The organism is uncultured Boseongicola sp., from assembly GCF_937988555.1.
Taxonomy (GTDB): Bacteria; Pseudomonadota; Alphaproteobacteria; order Rhodobacterales; family Rhodobacteraceae; genus Boseongicola.
Map to the genome: position 1 here is coordinate 1 of NZ_CALJXO010000271.1, position 16,677 is coordinate 16,677.

Here is a 16,677-nt window from a genome sequence, read left to right on the forward strand (position 1 = left end):
AGGGTACAGTGACACCCGCTCAGATGCGTTCAGCCTCTGGGCCGATTACACAGCCGAAATGGCGGCATGATCTACCCTTCGCCAATCCCTCACAATCTGTAGCCAACAACTTGGCAATACCTCCTAGTCCTTCGCGTCGGCTAATTTGACAGATTACTGTTTTTCTGAATCACTCTCGCAATCGTTTGATGAGGTGAATGAGATGTCGAAGAAAAGGCGATCAGCGAAGTATGTGGTTCGGTTGAACACGGAGGAGCGCTCCGAGCTTGAGGGCATGATCGGCAAAGGCCGGGATGCGGCGTACAGGCTGTTAAAGGCGCGCATCCTGCTCAAGGCCGATGTTGGTACCAATGGCGATGGGTGGGATGACGCGCGCATCGCCGAGGCGCTGGAAACCAGCGCGTCGACTGTCTTTCGCACGCGCCGCCAGTTGGTAGAGGAAGGTCTGAACGCGGCTTTGGCGCGCAAAAAACGTGAGACACCGCCCACGCCCGCGATCTTTGACGGGGAAGCTGAGGCGCGGCTCTTGCAACTGGCCTGCTCGGAACCGCCGGACGGCCACGCGCGGTGGTCCTTGCGGCTTCTGGAGAAACGGGTGGTGGAACTGGGCATCGTCGAGGCGGCGAGCGACAGCACGATCCAGCGCGTGCTCAAAAAAACGCGCTCAAACCGCACCGCAGCCGGTATTGGGTGATCCCGCCCAAGGCCAACGCCGCATTTGTTGCCGCGATGGAGGATGTGCTGGAGGTCTACACCCGCCCGCATGACCCGGCGCGCCCGCTGGTCTGCTTGGATGAGACGAGCAAGCAATTGACCAAAGAGACCCGCACGCCACTCCCCATGAAGCCCTCACTTGAGGCCCGCTTCGACTACGAATACGAGCGCGCCGGGGTGGCCAGCCTGTTCATGCTGTTCGCGCCGCTGGAAGGATGGCGCCATGTCGCCGTGAGGGCGCAGCGCACGGCCGTCGATTATGCCCATATTCTCAAGGACCTCGCCGACACGCATTTTCCCGACGCTGAAAAAATCACCCTCGTTCAGGACAATCTGAATACACATCGCCCCGCGTCTCTCTATCAAGCATTTCCGCCCACCGAGGCCCGCCGTATCGCCGGGCGGTTTGAATGGCACTACACACCAAAGCATGGCTCATGGCTCAACATCGCCGAATGCGAACTGAGCATACTCGCTCGGCAATGCCTCGACAGACGCATTCCGGATCGTGCCAAACTTGAAACAGAAATCCGGGCCTGGACAAAGCATCGCAACAGCGACAGCGCAAAGGTAAATTGGCGTTTCTCAACCGACGATGCACGCATCAAACTCGCGCATCTATACCCGCAGATTAGCTGAATCAGTGGACTAGGGGTCTGTCCCAGCCGAGGGGCAAACGATACCCCAACCCTGAGCGGACAGTGCGTCGTCAAAAAGCCAAGATCGCCTCAAATGAACTGAGCACGTTTCTCAATTTCGGGTTTGACCACCTCCAGGGCGGCCTCCAAGTCGATGCTTCCGTCGAACAAGGCGCGTCCAATCAATGCCCCCGATACGAAAGGAACGTATTTCAGACGCGACAGATCATCGAGTGTCCGTGACAACCCTCTGGCTATAACCTGGGTTTTGGCTTCGCCGGCCAGTTGCGTGATCAAGGCAATACTGTCTTCGGCATCGCCGATGTTCGCGTCGATATCGGTTACGATGATCGCCGCCATAGGATCATTCTCAAAGGCCTTTAGGAATGCCGAGGGCGTAAAGGCACTTTTCTGTCGCCAACCATCGCTGACCACCACGCCTTCAAAGACATCAACTGCAAGCACAATCTGATCGGGGAATAGCTTTGCCGCCTCTTTGACCAACGCAGGTTGATGTAGGGCCAGAGTTCCAACAATGATGCGCCCGGCGCCATGGTCAATCCATTCGGCTATGCGTTCCAAGCTACGAAAGCCGCCTCCCAACTGCACCGGAATACCCACAGTCCGGATGATCTCACGAATAAGATCCGTGTTACGTTCATCGCCGGACATGGCATCGAAGTCGGTTATCTGCAGCCATTCTGCTCCAGATTTAGCAAAACTTTTCGCCTTTTCTACAGGATCGAGATGCCAGATGTGGGGCTCGTCGGTGCGGCCACGAAACAGGCTAACACATCGACCATCAAATAGTTCAATCATTGGATAGAGGATCATGGCAAGCTTCCTTTTGATCGCATTCTGAATTCTGGCTCTGCGCAGCTTTTAACTGCGCTTCGACTCAAAAAATCATCAGAAGTTGCGTCCAGTGTCGCATACTTTGTCACAGGATTGGCAAAATACACTCCGTTGGCTAAGAAAATGCAAATGCGACGTGGCCGCGACTGTCGCAAATCCACGCATTCAAATGCGCCATATCCAACGCTCATATCAGATCCTCCAAGCCAGGGACTTGCTTCAAGTATCCAATCGAAGGCAAATGAACACACAAGACCCTTATTGCGTCAACCTTTCGACCTCATAAGCATGCCGAAAAGATCGCGCGGGTCATCCGGATCAGCGACCATGTCGAGGTTCTGGTAAAACCCGGTATCTTTGAGCCGGTGGCGGACATAGCGCAGGGCCGAAAAATCCTCGGTCGCAAATCCCACACCGTCAAACAATGTGATCTGCCTGTCGTTGACCCGGCCGGGCGCAGTGCCATTGATCACCTGCCACATCTCGGTCACTGGAAAATCATCCGACATCTGCTGAATTTCTCCCTCAATCCGGGTTTGAGGAGGGTATTCGACAAAAACGGTCGCGCGACTGAGGATATCTTTATGCAGCTCGGTCTTGCCTGGGCAGTCGCCACCGATGGCATTGATGTGCACGCCCGCGCCCACCATGTTGTCGGTCAGGATCGTCGCATATTGCTTATCGGCAGTGCAGGTGGTGATGATCTCTGCCCCCTCTATCGCTTGTTCCGGCGACGTGCAGGCGGTCAGGGTCAGGGCCAAACCCGCAAGGTTGCGCATTGCCTTTTCTGTGGCGTTACGGTCGGTGTCGTAAAGGCGCAGGTGGTCGATCCCGCAGATCGCTTTCATCGCCAGCGCCTGAAATTCAGACTGCGCGCCGTTGCCGATCATCGCCATGGTGCGTGCGCCTTTGGGTGCCAGATGACGCGCGACCATAGCAGAGGTCGCGGCAGTGCGCATGGCTGTCAGTACCGTCATCTCACTCAGCAGCACGGGATAGCCAGTATCGACTGCCGCAAGAAGGCCAAAGGCAGTGACGGTTTGCAGACCCTCCTTGGTGTTGCTCGGGTGGCCATTCACGTATTTGAAACCATAGAACTCGCCGTCCGAGGTGGGCATCAGTTCGATGACCCCTTTCTCGGAATGCGAGGCAACACGCGGTGTCTTGTCGAACAGGTCCCACCGGCGAAAGTCTTCTTCGATATAGTTGGCAAGCTCGCTAAGCATCGGCTCGACGCCGATGTGGTGCACTAGCTTCATCATGTTTTCGACACTTACGAAGGGCACATAAGCCAGTTTGGATGGTTTCGGGGCGGTCATCTTGGGTCTCCGGTTTCTGCCAATGGCTCAGAAGGACTGGGTTGGACGGTCAAAGACACGCCGCCCCAGAAGCGAGGCGGTGAGGTCGACCATCAAGGATGCGGTGCGGCCACGCTCGTCGAGAAAGGGATTGAGTTCCACAAGGTCAAGCGAGGTGACAAGCCCGCTGTCGCCAAGCATCTCCATGACCAGATGCGCCTCGCGGAAGGTCGCGCCACCAGGCACCGTAGTGCCAACCGCGGGCGCAATGGCAGGGTCCAGGAAATCGACGTCCAGCGACACGTGCAACAGACCATTGGCAGCGGCGACAGACTTCAGAAAATCGGATAGAGGTTTGGCGATACCATGCTCGTCGATCGCGCGCATATCCACCGCCGACATGGCGCTGTCTTTAAGCATGGCTTTTTCAGCACCATCAACGGATCGCAGGCCAATCATGCAAATGTTCGCTGCTGGGACGACCTTTGGCATTGGTGGAAAGGCGTCAAATCCGTCGGCTCCAGCGACGTAGCCGAGAGGGGTGCCGTGAAGGTTACCTGAATCGGTGGTCAGCGGAGTATGCAGGTCAGTGTGCGCATCCAGCCAAAGAACGAACAGCGGGCGACCCCGATCCGCAGCATAGGCGGCCATGCCGGCGACGGTGCCGAGCGATAGCGAATGATCACCGCCCATGAAGATCGCAAACCCTCTGGCAGCGGCGTCCTTGCCGGCGGCGGCCAGTGCCTCGGCCCAGGCGACCGTTTCGGACAGCGAATGCACCAGCGGGTTGGCACAGCTGACATTGCGTCCTGTGGCAGGGACAATATTGCCAACGTCAGATACCGAATGGCCGAGAGCTTCCAGCGTCTCGGCAAGCTCTGCAGTGCGGTAGGCGTCTGGACCCATCATGCAGCCCTTGCGCTTCTTGCCAGTATCTACCGGCGCACCGATTAGCAGGCAGTTTCGCTTTTCCATTCGCGTTCCTATTGTTTGAAGCTGTCCGAAGTGACTTTCTATCCAAAAGGTGATGGAAAACAGTGCCCATATAGGATATAAAGAAGGTTAATTTAACTAAACGAAAGGGATAATTCACAAAGTGGATATCGCCGATACTAAGATAGTCGCAGAACTTCGCCGTAACGCGCGCATTTCACTTTCAGACCTCGCATTGGTCGTCGGGCTTTCGCGTGTCACCGTACGTGCACGTTTGACACGGCTTCAGGCGGAAGGCGTTATTATTGGGTTCACGGTCGTCCTTGCCGACGACGTCCAGGAACATCCAGTGCGCGGGCTGATGATGCTGGGGATCGAAGGCAAGGGCACGGACCGGATTTCGCGCAGCCTCGGGGGTATTGCTGCGGTTCAGGCCATCCACTCAACAAACGGAAAATGGGACCTGATTGTCGAACTGGGAACCGAAACGCTTAAGGACCTGGACAAAGTGCTGGCCGAAATCCGAAAACTGGATGGGGTTTCGATAAGCGAAACCAGTCTGCTGCTTGCAACACAAATGACAACCAAGCGGTCACAAAGTGTGGAAACTGCATCCTCGTTGGATCGAAAATGACCGACGCCTTCATCGCAGCAGGTGTCCCGCAAGCCTTTACATATCTACAGGTCAACTTCGGTCATGATGGCTGCGTGTATCGCCGGTAAATCGCCGGGAAAGGGATGACAAATTTGCAGCTCTTGCCCATGCCACTGGGCAGCGCGGGCATGACCATCACCCAGTTGCCATCGCCTATACTCTGATCGAGACATGCAAGCTCAAGTGCGTAAACCCACAGGCTTGGCTTGCATGGGTGCTGGAACCCATCCAAGACCATCCCGCCCACCGCATCGGCGAGCTGATGCCGTGGGAGTAACAGGCCATCCTTGATGCCCAATAGGCCGAGGCCAAAGCAAAAACGTCGCGTGATTGGCCGAGTGTTGAAGCTTATAGTCCTTCTGACAAGACCAGCACATTTCTTCAGAGGGCCTTATCGGCTCCGGTTATTGGCACCGTGCCTCAAAATAGGTGCCGTCTCCGCGAGAATAGGTGCAAGCCTCTGATACAAAAGGGACAATAGAAGTCATAGGTCAAGTTGAGATGATTGACCGAAGCCTCCCCGCCATTGTTGTTTTGCCAGCCCGCACGGATAGCGAGCGACGTGATGCCATCCCCGTCAAGCCGGTTGAGTACCGTCTGGGTTTCCGCGCCCACCGTGTATTTCATTGACTGCCAGTAAGCCAAAATTATCGCCGCGATGACGGTGGTCGACCAGCAGCGATCTGATCTTGCGTTCGGGCATTCTCGCCAGCGCCATATGGACGATAGCCAAACGTCCACACATGGCAATGCCTGCCTATGACAAAATCACCAGCTCCCAATTCGCCGATGCAGTCTCAGTCACCGTGTTCAGGCGCGGGTTGCTTTCTTATCTGCCTTCGCCATCAGCTTTTTACGCGCAGCCTTCTTGGCCTTCTTTTTCATGACGGCTTTCTTGGCTCTTTTCTTGATAGCCTTTATTTCCTTGGCCGCCTTCTTGATCGCCGCCTTTTCCTTGGTTTTCATATTCTTAGCTGCTTTTTTGGCCGCAGCCTTCTTCTTGGCTTTGGCCTTTGCCTTCTTGGTGGCGGCTTTTTCGGCAGCCGAAACGCCCGCTATTTCTGGCACAAGAAGTAACTGGACCTTTTCGGAAGCGGGACTGGCCTTTGTGGGTTTGGCTTTCGCAGGGCTGACCTCACCGAACTGGCTTGCCGCCGCTAAAAGAGCTTTGGCCCTAAGCACGCCAATACCCGGGATTGTCGTCAATTGAGCAACTGAAGCTGCCGCAAACTGCTCCGCTGTGGTGATGCCAATCTTGGCCAATGCCGCAGCTAATCCTGGCCCGATGCCTGAGACGTTTGTAATAAGTGTCATTGGTCATTTATCCTTCTACTCAGAATGGCAGGGTTCGAAGAAGGGATGGCCGTTTGGCCACCCCCCCCTCACAGCGCACTGATTAGATCAGGTGGCTTTTTTCAATGCCTTCTTGGCAGCTTTTAACTTACCTAGCTGTCGCGCTACTTTGGACATACGTGCTTTGACTTCTTTTTTGAGCGCTTTTACTTTTGCTTTTTTCTTAGCCACGGGGACTTCTCCTACCTTCAAAAGGGTTTACTTGTCAGACCTATCGTCGTTCTCCTTGAGAAAATCACGGATAAAGCGCCGTATTTCGCGCGCAGCGCTCGTGTCGAGCGCATTGCAGAGCGAAACAAAACGATCCCTGTCAGACTCGGCAATTCTAATAATCAACTGACTGTCTTTCAGGTTCTTTTTCTTCGTTTTTTTCTTTTCGGCCAACTCGGTGTCTCACTTTATGAATATATAATGTTACTCTACTGTAGTTCGTTTGTATATACTTTATGAATCAAGGCTTCGGGCGCGTGTATCTAGCAAGCCTTTGATAAACGCAGGATGTTCACGGCCACCATATCCCCTGCTCCCAGCAACAATAAATGAAGACGATGACTAGGGTCTGGCCTCATGACCAAAACAAAACGGTTGCCGCGAGGGCGATGGCTGACAGGAAAATTATGGGGCATCTATCGTATCGGGTCGCGAGCCTGCGCCAGTCCTTCGACCGTCCCAACATGTTCTCAATCTTGTGGCGGCTTCGATAAATCTTGATGTCATGTGGGATGAAGGCTTTGCGGTTCCTGCGCGATGCGATGCAGGGTTCGATGCTTCTTTCCTTCAATCCTTCGCGGAACCAGTCGGCGTCATAACCCCGATCTGCCCGCATCCAATCCGCAGCAGGCAATGAGGGTAAAAGCGCCCGCGCACCGAGGTAATCGCTGACGTTGCCCGCTGTGAGGAATAGTTGGATTGGACGACCCGCCGCATCGGTTACGGCATGGAGTTTCGAGTTCAGTCCACCCTTGGTGCGGCCAATCAGGCGGCCACGCCCCTTTTTTTGAGCCCCATGCTGGAGACTGTTAGATGGGTCTTTAGATGAGTCACATCAATCATCAATGTCCCTGTTCCCTCCCCTTGAGCGGCCAGTTCGGTCGGGATGCGTGCAAAGACGCCCATGTGAGACCAACGGGCCCACCGGTTGTATAGCGTCTTATGCGACCCATAATCGGAGGGAGCATCACGCCAGCGCAGGCCATTCCGAATGACGTGGATGATGCCGCTGAGAACGCGTCGATCATCGACACGCGCAACACCCCGAGGCTTCGGGAACAGATGTTGAATGCGTTTCAAATCTGCTTCGTGAAGCCAGTAAAGATGCGACATGGACAGTCCTCCTGTCGCTATTGATTCACGAAGCCACAATGAATGGAATCGGCCAAAGCAATTTCTGCTCAGCACGCAACACCGATCATCCGACAAAAACTGCCAGATGACCGCAACGAGCCCTACCTGGAAGTGCTAGTTTTTCGCTGCGTGTCCTCGCAGCGCGAAAGATGCTGCAAGTGCGCGGCTCGCGGTGCTGCTGCGCGACAGAGAAACCGGCCATTCACGTGAAGCGCAGCGAACATTTGAACATCAACAACCGGTTCGCTGAACTGTCGTTGTTCGCGGCATCTGCACCAATGGCTGGTTTCGACCCGTTTCGAGCAATCACCGGATCGTCTGGCCCGGCGTTCTTTCGACATCTCAATCGGTGAAGCAACCAGATCGTCCTTCGGGCGCCGCGGGTCCGTCCGCGTCTTGGCACAAAACAACGGACCTGTGTGACTCATTGCCATATCCGGTGCCCGCCAGCGTCACCCGATCCGTGCCAGCAGGGCAAGGACATCCGAGCGGTGAAGTAGCCCGACCACCTTTGCCCCCTCGATGACCGGAAAGACACGGTGCGGGTAGGACACGAACATTTCTGCCACGCGAATGACGTCATCGCGGGCATCGACGCTGATGACGTCTTGCGACATGTGATCGGCGACGCTGCCGGTCCACTCTTGATAGTAACTTGCGTGTACCGCCGGTTTGAAACAGTCCTTCTGGGTCAGGATTCCGGCCAGTCGACCATCGTCGCCGATCACGGGCGCCGCTGCGGCGCGGGCTTCGACCAGTTGGGCGACCGCGCTTCGGATCGGCGTTTCGGGGGTGAGCGTCGGTATATCCTGGCGCATGATCGACGCCACACGATAGGCGGTCATTGATCCGCCTCCGCGGCGGCTGCGCGGCGGCGCAGCGGGCAGTTGTCGCACCGCAAAGCGTCGGGCAGGCCCGCGGACGCCCCGCAGCTTGCCTGCGCCGGTCCACGCCCCAGGGCAAGCCCGAGACCGAGCCCAGCGGCCGCAAGGCCGAATATCGCGATGGCGAGCAGGATTTCCATTATGGGCAGTCCTTTTTCATAGCAAAATGCCCTTGATCGCACCGGTTCTGATTTGCCGGAATGAGGCCCCATCCCGGACCAGAAAGAGCGCGTCAATCGCATGGTCGCTTGCCTGTGCGGGGCCATCCGTCGCCCCGGCTGCAAAGAGTGCGGTGGCCCAACCGTCGGCCATCATGGCCTCGTCCGCCAGAACCGTGACCGTTAGAAGCCCGGTGTCGGCAGGGCTCCGCGCCGCCGGATCGATGATGTGGCCGTAGACGCGGCCGCCCAGTTCGTAGCTTTGGGTGCGCTGTCCGGAAGTTGCCACGGCCCGCCCTGTCGGAAGCCGTATCATGGCGGTTGGAGCATGGTCCGGCAGTGGGTGCTGCACGGCGATCTGCCAGTCGCGGCCCGATGGGTGATGGCCAAGCGCTTTGAGTTCGCCACCGAGGTCGAACAACAGGTTACCAAGATTTGCCTGAGCGGCCAAGTCAACGGCCAGATCCAGTGCCCGGCCCTTTGCGATCCCGCACAGATCGAACGTCAGGTCACCCTGCGTCTTGCCGATGCGACCGTTACCGGCGGACAATCCGCGCCAGTTTGGCGTGGCGCCGCCCTCAATCGGTCCGAACCCCCATTGCGCCACAAGGGGACCGACGGTCGGGTCAAAGGCGCCGCCGCTTTGGTTTGCGAGGGTCAGGGCGTGATGTGCCACATGAATGATTTCCGCCTCCGCTGCCTGTGATCCCGCAGGGGCCGCGTTGAACTGGCTGACTGTGCTGTCTGGACGCCAAGGGGACATTTGCCGGTCGATGGTGGCGAATAGCGCCTCGATGTCGGGCTGGATGTTCATCAGGTCCACGACCGGCGGACCGACCAGCCGCCAGCCGGTGCCGAAGGCCGCCCCCGAAATGCCATCGAGGCCTTGCGCCCACCCGGTTCGGGGACACAGCAGCGTTGCCCCGATCAGGCCCAGAGCATGGCGACGTGAGGGGAAATAGGCGCGTTCAGTCATGTCTCAGCCTCCGAAATCGTCAAAGAAGATCGACTTTGGCTCTACGCCAAGCCTTTCCAGGGTGCCAAGGACCGCCGAGATCATAACCGGCGGACCGCACAGATAGTATTCGCAATCCTCTGGCGCGGGATGAGTGTTCATCTCGCGCCGCAGGATCTCGTGGATGAAGCCGGTCGCGCCGATCCAGCGATCGCCGGGGGCCGGATCGGACAGGGCAGGGGTCCAGGTGAAGGTGGCGTGCTTGGCGGCCAGCGCTTGGAACTCGGCGGCATAGAACAGGTCGGCCGCCGTGCGTGCGCCGTAGAAGTAGCGGATGGGCCGCGTCGTGCCGCGCCCAAGTTCCTGATGGATCATCGCGCGCAGGGGGGCCATGCCGACGCCGCCGCCGACATAGACCATCTCGCGATCGGTCGGCTGAACGTGGAAGTCGCCGAAGGGGCCAGAGGCGGCGACCGTGTCGCCCGGCTGCAACGCAAAGAGCCAAGACGAAACGATCCCCGGCGGCACGTCACGTTCGCGCCCGGCGGGGGGGACAGCAAGCCGGATGTTGAAGACAGCTTGGCCCACATCCTCGGGGCGGCTGGCAAGCGAATAGGCGCGCGTGACCTCGGCATCGGAGGCGAGGCTGAGCTTGCGCCAACCGGCGATGTCCCAGGCTTCGCAAAATTCCGGCAGCACGTCCAGCGTTGCAAAGTCGAGGCTGAAGGGCGGTGCTGCAAGCTGCATAAAATCGCCCGCCCGGAAGGTCGCCGGGATGTCATCGGGTAGGTCGAGCACGATCTCGCGGATCAGCGGTGCCAGCATTCGGGTGGCGGCGACGGTGCAGGTAAAGCCCGCCCCGGCGCTCAAGATGTCGTCAGGCACGTGCACGGCGCATGCGCCGCGCAGGGTCGCCTGGCAGGCACGGCGGACTTGCGTGCGCCGTTCGTGCGGCGAAAGCACGCCGCGTTCTGTCGCAATTGGTTCGCCGGCCCCCGTGCCCGTGACCGTTACGCGGCACAGCCCGCAGGTGCCAGTCCCTCCACAGGCCGCCGGTATCCGTATTCCGGCATCATGGAGCACCCCCAGAAGCTTGTCGCCACGCTTTGCCGCAAGGTGCAAAACGTCGTTCACGGTCACGTCGATCCCGCCTTGGGTAACCAGTCGGCGACGCACGACCAGAAGACCCGCGGCAAGTCCGACGACGAGTGCGGCGATGATCAGGCTGCCCAACATAATTTCGATCATGGTGCGGCCGCCATCTGTGCAAACGAGGCAAAGCCAAGAGACATCAGGCCGGCAAGGACAAAGGCGATGCCCAACCCCCGAAGCCCCGCAGGCAGGTCCGCATAGGCCAGCCGGGCGCGGATCGCGCTTAGCATAACCACGGCCACCGCAAACCCCACGCCGCTGCCAAGCCCGAAGATGGCTGATTGTCCGAGCGAATAATTGCGCTCGACCATAAAGAGGCTTCCGGCAAGGATCGCGCATTGCACGGTCAGAAGCGGCAGGAAGACACCAAAGGCCGCGTGGATCGCGGGGAAATAGCGATCGAGCAGCATCTCAAGCAGTTGCACGGTCGCCGCGATCACACCGATGAAGGCGATCAGGGACAAATAGGACAGGTCAAGTTCCGGCAGCCCCGCCCAAGCCCATGCCCCGGGGGCAAGCAGCCCCTGATAGATCAGGTGGTTGAGCGGCACCGTCACCCCCAACACACCCGTCATGGCGATGCCGAGGCCGAACGCGCTTTCCGTGCGCCGGGACAGCGCCAGAAAGGTACAAAGCCCCAGAAAAAGGGTCAGCGGCATATTGTCGACGAAGGCCGCGAACACAAAGAGGGACCACGCGTCGCTCATTCGGCAGGCTCCGGGCGGACGGGGGGCGTGTGCTCGGGCGGTTCGATCTGTTCCGCTTTGATCGAGCGGACGGCCCAGACAAGGCCCCCGAGAAGGAAAAAGGCTGACGGCGCGAGCAGCATCAGGCTCAGGGGGGTGAACCAACCGCCCTCAGTGGCGAGCGGCAAGACTTGAGCGCCAAACAACTGCCCCTTACCAAAAAGCTCCCGCGTGGCCCCGATCACGATCAGGACCAGCGAATAGCCCAGCCCGTTGCCAAAGGCGTCGATCATTGCCGGCAGCGGCGCATGATGGCGGGCAAAGGCCTCGGTCCGGCCAAGGACAAGGCAGTTCGTGGTGATCAGCCCGACATAGACCGAAAGGGCGCGGCTGATATCGGCAAAGAAGGCTTGCAAGACCTGATCGATCACGATGACCAGAGAGGCGACGATCACGATCTGCACGATCAGCCGGATGGTGTCGGGGATGTGCCGCCGGATCATGCTGATGATGCCCGCAGCCAGCGTCAGCACAATCGTCAGCGATATCGACATGGTCAGCGCTGTGGCCAGCGTTGTCGTCACCGCGAGCGCCGAACAGATGCCGAGGATTTGCAACGTCACCGGGTTTTGCCGGATAAGCGGATCGGTCAGCGTTGCCCAGAAATCGGTCCGTTCGGCCATGGCTCAGAACTCTCCGCGCTCAATGGCATCTAGAAGGGGGCCGTAGCCGTCCGGACCAAGCCAGAAGCGCATCATGCGGGTGACCCCGTTGCCGGTGCGCGTGGCCCCGGTAATGCCGTCGACCTCATGGGCGTTCGTCGCACGGCCACGGGCGACGCGGAACCTGACCTCGCCGGTGTCATCACGAATTTCTGTGCCGGGGAAGCTCGCCTGCCAAGCCCGCTCCTCGATCCGACCGCCAAGGCCGGGGGTTTCGGAATGGCCGGTGATCGTGATCCCGGCGATCGTTTTCATGTCTCCCTGCAGGGCAAGGATCGCGTCGATCCGGCCACCGTAGCCCTGTCCTGTGACCGGCAGCAACGCGAGCGAGACGTCTTCCCCATCCCGCAACAGGAAAATCTGCACGTAGTCCGGTCTTTGGCCCAAACCGGCCACGTCCGCCTCGGCGTCCAGCGCGGTCCAGTTGGCCGGATCGGCAAGTGCTGTATCCAGGGTCCCGGAGGTCACGTCTTGCGCTGCACGGCCGCGTTGCAGGTCGATGATCACGGTCGACAGCGTGCCCCCGGACTGTTCGAGAAGGGCGGCCATGCCGGGGATGCTGCTGACGAGGTCCGCGATGCGGGCCTGCTCCTCTGCGGCGCGGTTGGCCGTCTGAATTGGGCGCAACAGGACCGTTGCGCCGCTGACCAGCAGGGCGCAGACGACGGAGACGAGGAACGCCACGATGACCGTCTTGGTCCGACTTTCGTTGGGCAGTGCCAAGAAACGGCGCCACGGGTTCCAGTCAGTTTCGGCCATGACGCCTCCTCCGTTGGGCAATCCAGAGCGCCAGTGCGATTTCATCCAGAAGCGGCGTTGCAAGCGAGGTCAGAAGGGCCGCCGCGACCGCAATTTGCACCGGCGCTGCCCCGCTCCAACCGGTGGCGAACAGGATTATCAGGCCCGCGTAGAGTGCACCATTCAGCCACCGGCCAAGGGTCGTCGCTGCACTTGTCACCGGATCGGCGACGAGAAGCACAAGGACAAGTCCCGCCGCAGGCCATACGCTGTCGGGGAGAACGCCAGTGCCGGTCCCCGCCGCCCCGACCAGCACTGCCGCCACCAGAACAGCGGCGGGCATCGCCCCCGTTGCAACCCCGATGAGCGCCGCCGGGATCGCGGCCCAGACAACCGGGTCGTCGAAGACCGGCCATGCAAAGCCCGGAAAACCAAAGCCGAGGAACGACAGCGCCACGGTTGCGGGGTGGACGACATTCCGGCCCCAACCACCGAAGACAAGCTCGCCCATCACTGCTCCGAAGCTGATGCCAAGAGCAAGCCGGACTACGCCTAGACCTTCGGGGGCCAGTATCGCGACGGCCAGCGCCGTGGCCACCGCCGCAAACGACGGTGGCTGCGCACGCGCCAGCATGAAGATCAGGTGCCAGACGGCAAGGACAAGCAAGGCAAGTCCAAGGCGCACGAAGGCCTCCGCGCCGCCGTAGAGCAGCCAGAAGAGCGCCAGTGGCCCATAGGCGGCTAGCAGCATCAGGGCGACAGTTTCGCGGTTCCACAGACCTCGGGTCATGCCGCGAACTCCGTCCGAATCCGGTCGAGCATGCCGCGCAGAAGCTCCGCCAACTGCGCCTCGCCGCCGAGCACGTAATCGGCGAGCCCCAAATCCTCTTCCAGCAGCGAAAGGACCCCGAGTTTTATCGCCATCTCATCGTCGCCCGAGCTGAGCGCGCGCACAAAAGGTGCGGCGGGAAGTGCGGCACCGAACGCCTGGGTCAGGGCCGCCGTGGGTATGACTGGCGTTGGCAGGCCCGACCGCGTCAATGCCGAGACGAGCCAATGTGGGGACTTGCCGCGATTCTGCCGGGGCAGAACCGTCACCTGCCGGTGACGTGGGGCAAGCCAGTTGGCCTCGTGCCCGTCCAGCGGTGAGCCTGACGTAAGCACATGCGCACCGGGCGTCACGATGCGCCGCGTCAGCTCGCGCAGGTCGGCACCGGATTGCGTGTGGATCAATCTGCCCTCGCGCAGCGCCGACCCGGCCACGCGCACCAAGCGGGTCATCGGCAGGATGCCGGTTTCAAGAAGGTCGCCGAGTGCGGCGACATCCTCGGCGTGGAGGTCCCAGATCGGGGTCTCAATCGTGGCGGGCGCGAGATCGTGGATACGAATGCCCGCAGAGCCCTGCGGGTGGCGGGGCCCGCAATCGACGGCGCGCACCCGCCCGTCGCCAAGCCCGCGGTCGAACAGCGACGGTCCGGGCTGTTGGCAAACAAGAACAGGCCCATCGGTCAGCATTGTCAGGGTGTGTAAACCCCGCGCGAATGCGGCCTCGCGGTCCTTGAGGGCGTGGCGGGGATCCGGGGCGAACGGGCGTGTGTCGGTGGCCATGACGATGATGGCAGCGGGGTGTTCGGCGTCGGCGGGCATTCTGCCGAACGGCCGCCGTCGCAATAGGGGCCAAAATCCGGCGGTCTGCATCAGGCGACGCAGACCTTGTTCGGTCGTCGCATCTGCGACGTCGTGGGTCAGCACGTCGCCACCAGTTTCGCGGAACAACACGATTTCGGAGAGCTTGCGCCCCGGCTGAAGGGCAATCCGTGCAACGCGCCCGGGCATCGGGGCTACGAATTGCACATCAGGCGTATCGCGCAGGCAGGCGACAGGCGCGCCCTGCCGGACAAGCGCGCCTTCCTCGACAAGGGGTGTCACACGCAGGGTCAGGCCCGAAGATGTGCGGATCGCCGCCTCTTGTGTGATGACGTCTTCGGGATAGGTCATGCCGACAGGTGGCGACGGAATTGGGAGCGTCAGACCTGCGCCGAATACAAGATCGAGCATCGTGTCTCTCCTTCGCCGAACCCCGCCTGCGGACCGCAGGAATTAGGGAAATGGTGAATTTTCTGTGAAATGATAACATGCTTGTGATAGTAAGAAAGGGCCAGATTTTGACGTGCAGTGGAGGCAACCTGTGATGAACGCTACTCGAATACCTATCTTTCTACTCGCGCTTCTGACGACAATCTTCATTTTCTCCGTCGCTCGCGTGGTGCTGAGTGAGAGCGCCGAGCGCGAGGTCGAGGTTCCCTTTGCGCTGCCGCAATCGGGCCCGTTCACCCCGGCGGATATCGAGGTCAAGAACAGCCAGGCGATCGACGACTGGTTCCGTTCAGCCCACGCAGATGCGGCGGCCGAGGCGTTCCGGCATTGGGACGAAGACGAGGAAATCCGCCCCGCCTGCGCCACCTGCCATTCGGGCGAGGGGTTCCGGGCCTTCCACGGGCTTGATGGCAGCGAGCCGGGCGTGGTCGAGGGGCCAATTGATACCGGTGGCGTGGTCGATTGCGGAACCTGCCACAATGCGGGTCTGGCCGAGATCACGGCGGTGAGGTTTCCCAGTGGCCTGATGCATCCAGTTCAGGGGGTTGAGGCCTCCTGCATGACCTGCCATCAGGGCCGAACGGCTGGCGTCAATGTCCGCGAGGCGATTGCGGGGCAGGACGACGATGCTACGAACCCGGAGCTGCGTTTCATCAATCCACACTATGCCACGGCGGCGGCAACCTGGCTTGGCGGGTATGGCGGCGCTGGGTATCTCTACGAGGAACGTGACTACTCCGGTCGCTTTTTCCATGCCCGACCGGTTTCGACCTGCAATTCGTGCCATGAGCCTCACACGCTTGAAGTCGCGTTCGAGCCCTGCCTGACCTGCCATCAGGCCGACAGCCCACAAGACATCCGCATTTCGCGGCAAAGCTATGATGGCAGCGGCAACACTTCGGTCGGCATCCGGTCGGACATTCAGGCAAATGCCAGATTGCTTCTGGAAACGGTCAAGTCCTACGCCGCCGACGTCGCGGGCGCGCCGATGGTCTACGATGGGACGCAGTATCCCTATTTCTTCTCGGATGCGAACGGCGACGGTGTCATCGACGTAAGCGAGGATCAGGCCGTTGCTTACAGTGCATGGACGCCCCGCAGCCTGCGCGTCGCCTATAACTGGAAGCTGGTGACAGCAGATCCCGGCAGTTACGCCCACAATCCGCATTACGCGCTGGAGCTTCTCTATGACTCAATCGAAGATATCAGCGCACCTTTGGGCATCGACATGGAGGATCTTGATCTTCTGCGGTAGCCGGTCACCGGGGGCGGCTTGCCGAACCTGCGTGCATCCCATGGCATAGGGGCCGCCGGGATTGGAATAGGCATTGCTGCTGACCGGAGGAATTCGGCAAATGGAACAGCGTGTTCAAGCGGTTCCGCAGGTGTGAAGTGGTCCGGCAAATTTGGACAGCGTGCTAAGGTGTATCCAACACGAACGAATGGATACGAGAATGACGAAGCGACGGAACTTTTCAGACAAGTTTAAGGCCAC

General features: G+C 59.8%; 18 protein-coding genes and 1 pseudogene. 4 read left to right on the forward strand and 15 right to left on the reverse strand.

Features of this window, described 5'->3' with window-relative positions:
* Positions 1–202: 202 nt before the first annotated feature.
* Positions 203–1,353, forward strand: a protein-coding gene (locus Q1B15_RS16365) for an IS630 family transposase (protein ID WP_299755650.1) whose coding sequence is annotated in 2 segments (ribosomal slippage) — positions 203–653 and positions 653–1,353 — 1,152 coding nt in all. Because the reading frame shifts where the segments join, the coding sequence is not laid out codon by codon here.
* A gap of 89 nt (positions 1,354–1,442) precedes the next feature.
* On the opposite strand, the gene Q1B15_RS16370 is transcribed toward Q1B15_RS16365, so the two are convergent.
* The 3 genes from Q1B15_RS16370 to rocF form a co-directional block, all read right to left on the reverse strand.
* Complete coding sequence (locus Q1B15_RS16370) at positions 1,443–2,186, reverse strand: 1-(5-phosphoribosyl)-5-[(5-phosphoribosylamino)methylideneamino] imidazole-4-carboxamide isomerase (protein ID WP_299755652.1); 744 nt, start codon at positions 2,184–2,186, stop codon at positions 1,443–1,445.
* 287 nt (positions 2,187–2,473) lie between these two features.
* Entirely contained in the window at positions 2,474–3,526 is a 1,053-nt protein-coding gene (locus tag Q1B15_RS16375; RefSeq protein ID WP_299755654.1) for an ornithine cyclodeaminase, read from the reverse strand.
* Between the two features lie 27 nt (positions 3,527–3,553).
* On the reverse strand, positions 3,554–4,480 hold the full coding sequence (rocF, locus tag Q1B15_RS16380) for an arginase (RefSeq protein WP_299755656.1): 927 nt from the start codon (positions 4,478–4,480) through the stop codon (positions 3,554–3,556).
* Positions 4,481–4,601: 121 nt separating this feature from the next.
* Between rocF and Q1B15_RS16385 the strand changes: the two genes are divergently transcribed.
* Both Q1B15_RS16385 and Q1B15_RS16390 read left to right on the forward strand, forming a co-directional pair.
* Positions 4,602–5,072 (forward strand): Lrp/AsnC family transcriptional regulator, encoded by a 471-nt coding sequence (locus tag Q1B15_RS16385; protein WP_299755659.1) that lies wholly within the window; start codon positions 4,602–4,604, stop codon positions 5,070–5,072.
* Between the two features lie 166 nt (positions 5,073–5,238).
* Positions 5,239–5,370 (forward strand): annotated as a pseudogene (locus Q1B15_RS16390) (transposase domain-containing protein); the annotation flags it as partial.
* Between the two features lie 533 nt (positions 5,371–5,903).
* Here Q1B15_RS16390 and Q1B15_RS16395 read toward each other — a convergent pair.
* From Q1B15_RS16395 to Q1B15_RS16450, 12 genes are all read right to left on the reverse strand, one after another.
* Complete coding sequence (locus tag Q1B15_RS16395; protein ID WP_299755662.1) at positions 5,904–6,407, reverse strand: helix-hairpin-helix domain-containing protein; 504 nt, start codon at positions 6,405–6,407, stop codon at positions 5,904–5,906.
* 87 nt (positions 6,408–6,494) lie between these two features.
* Positions 6,495–6,617, reverse strand: coding sequence for a hypothetical protein (locus Q1B15_RS16400; protein WP_299755664.1), 123 nt, complete (start codon positions 6,615–6,617; stop codon positions 6,495–6,497).
* A gap of 27 nt (positions 6,618–6,644) precedes the next feature.
* Complete coding sequence (locus Q1B15_RS16405; RefSeq protein ID WP_299755666.1) at positions 6,645–6,830, reverse strand: hypothetical protein; 186 nt, start codon at positions 6,828–6,830, stop codon at positions 6,645–6,647.
* A 181-nt stretch (positions 6,831–7,011) separates the two neighbouring features.
* A protein-coding gene (locus tag Q1B15_RS16410; RefSeq protein WP_299755669.1) for an IS5 family transposase occupies positions 7,012–7,769 on the reverse strand; the annotation gives its coding sequence in 2 pieces (ribosomal slippage) (positions 7,012–7,439 and positions 7,439–7,769; 759 coding nt in all).
* A gap of 473 nt (positions 7,770–8,242) precedes the next feature.
* Positions 8,243–8,635: a CBS domain-containing protein gene (locus Q1B15_RS16415; RefSeq protein ID WP_299755671.1), complete on the reverse strand. Its 393-nt coding sequence runs from the start codon at positions 8,633–8,635 to the stop codon at positions 8,243–8,245.
* 195 nt (positions 8,636–8,830) lie between these two features.
* Positions 8,831–9,808, reverse strand: coding sequence for an FAD:protein FMN transferase (locus tag Q1B15_RS16420; RefSeq protein ID WP_299755674.1), 978 nt, complete (start codon positions 9,806–9,808; stop codon positions 8,831–8,833).
* A 3-nt stretch (positions 9,809–9,811) separates the two neighbouring features.
* Complete coding sequence (gene nqrF / locus Q1B15_RS16425) at positions 9,812–11,035, reverse strand: NADH:ubiquinone reductase (Na(+)-transporting) subunit F (RefSeq protein ID WP_299755677.1); 1,224 nt, start codon at positions 11,033–11,035, stop codon at positions 9,812–9,814.
* On the reverse strand, positions 11,032–11,646 hold the full coding sequence (gene nqrE / locus Q1B15_RS16430) for an NADH:ubiquinone reductase (Na(+)-transporting) subunit E (protein ID WP_299755679.1): 615 nt from the start codon (positions 11,644–11,646) through the stop codon (positions 11,032–11,034). Before nqrE ends, nqrF begins: the two co-directional genes overlap by 4 nt.
* Positions 11,643–12,308 carry an NADH:ubiquinone reductase (Na(+)-transporting) subunit D gene (locus Q1B15_RS16435; RefSeq protein ID WP_299755681.1) on the reverse strand — a complete coding sequence of 222 codons (666 nt, stop codon included), beginning with the start codon at positions 12,306–12,308 and terminating at the stop codon, positions 11,643–11,645. The genes nqrE and Q1B15_RS16435 overlap by 4 nt, the downstream gene beginning before the upstream one ends.
* 3 nt (positions 12,309–12,311) lie before the next feature.
* Entirely contained in the window at positions 12,312–13,106 is a 795-nt protein-coding gene (gene nqrC, locus Q1B15_RS16440) for an NADH:ubiquinone reductase (Na(+)-transporting) subunit C (protein WP_299755683.1), read from the reverse strand.
* A complete protein-coding gene (locus Q1B15_RS16445; protein WP_299755685.1) occupies positions 13,093–13,875 on the reverse strand; it encodes an RnfABCDGE type electron transport complex subunit D in 783 nt (260 codons plus the stop codon). The genes nqrC and Q1B15_RS16445 overlap by 14 nt, the downstream gene beginning before the upstream one ends.
* Positions 13,872–15,143, reverse strand: coding sequence for a Na(+)-translocating NADH-quinone reductase subunit A (locus Q1B15_RS16450; protein ID WP_299755688.1), 1,272 nt, complete (start codon positions 15,141–15,143; stop codon positions 13,872–13,874). The genes Q1B15_RS16445 and Q1B15_RS16450 overlap by 4 nt, the downstream gene beginning before the upstream one ends.
* 133 nt (positions 15,144–15,276) lie before the next feature.
* Between Q1B15_RS16450 and Q1B15_RS16455 the strand changes: the two genes are divergently transcribed.
* Positions 15,277–16,437, forward strand: coding sequence for a cytochrome c3 family protein (locus tag Q1B15_RS16455; RefSeq protein WP_299755689.1), 1,161 nt, complete (start codon positions 15,277–15,279; stop codon positions 16,435–16,437).
* Positions 16,438–16,677: the final 240 nt, after the last annotated feature.

Coding starts and splice junctions, on each gene's coding strand:
- Q1B15_RS16445 (WP_299755685.1), bottom strand. CDS start 13,875: ATGACCCGAGGTCTGTGGAACCGCGAAACTGTCGCCCTGATGCTGCTA.
- Q1B15_RS16415 (WP_299755671.1), bottom strand. CDS start 8,635: ATGACCGCCTATCGTGTGGCGTCGATCATGCGCCAGGATATACCGACG.
- Q1B15_RS16420 (WP_299755674.1), bottom strand. CDS start 9,808: ATGACTGAACGCGCCTATTTCCCCTCACGTCGCCATGCTCTGGGCCTG.
- Q1B15_RS16375 (WP_299755654.1), bottom strand. CDS start 3,526: ATGACCGCCCCGAAACCATCCAAACTGGCTTATGTGCCCTTCGTAAGT.
- Q1B15_RS16435 (WP_299755681.1), bottom strand. CDS start 12,308: ATGGCCGAACGGACCGATTTCTGGGCAACGCTGACCGATCCGCTTATC.
- Q1B15_RS16395 (WP_299755662.1), bottom strand. CDS start 6,407: ATGACACTTATTACAAACGTCTCAGGCATCGGGCCAGGATTAGCTGCG.
- nqrF (WP_299755677.1), bottom strand. CDS start 11,035: ATGATCGAAATTATGTTGGGCAGCCTGATCATCGCCGCACTCGTCGTC.
- Q1B15_RS16370 (WP_299755652.1), bottom strand. CDS start 2,186: ATGATCCTCTATCCAATGATTGAACTATTTGATGGTCGATGTGTTAGC.
- nqrE (WP_299755679.1), bottom strand. CDS start 11,646: ATGAGCGACGCGTGGTCCCTCTTTGTGTTCGCGGCCTTCGTCGACAAT.
- Q1B15_RS16455 (WP_299755689.1), top strand. CDS start 15,277: ATGAACGCTACTCGAATACCTATCTTTCTACTCGCGCTTCTGACGACA.
- nqrC (WP_299755683.1), bottom strand. CDS start 13,106: ATGGCCGAAACTGACTGGAACCCGTGGCGCCGTTTCTTGGCACTGCCC.
- Q1B15_RS16450 (WP_299755688.1), bottom strand. CDS start 15,143: ATGCTCGATCTTGTATTCGGCGCAGGTCTGACGCTCCCAATTCCGTCG.
- rocF (WP_299755656.1), bottom strand. CDS start 4,480: ATGGAAAAGCGAAACTGCCTGCTAATCGGTGCGCCGGTAGATACTGGC.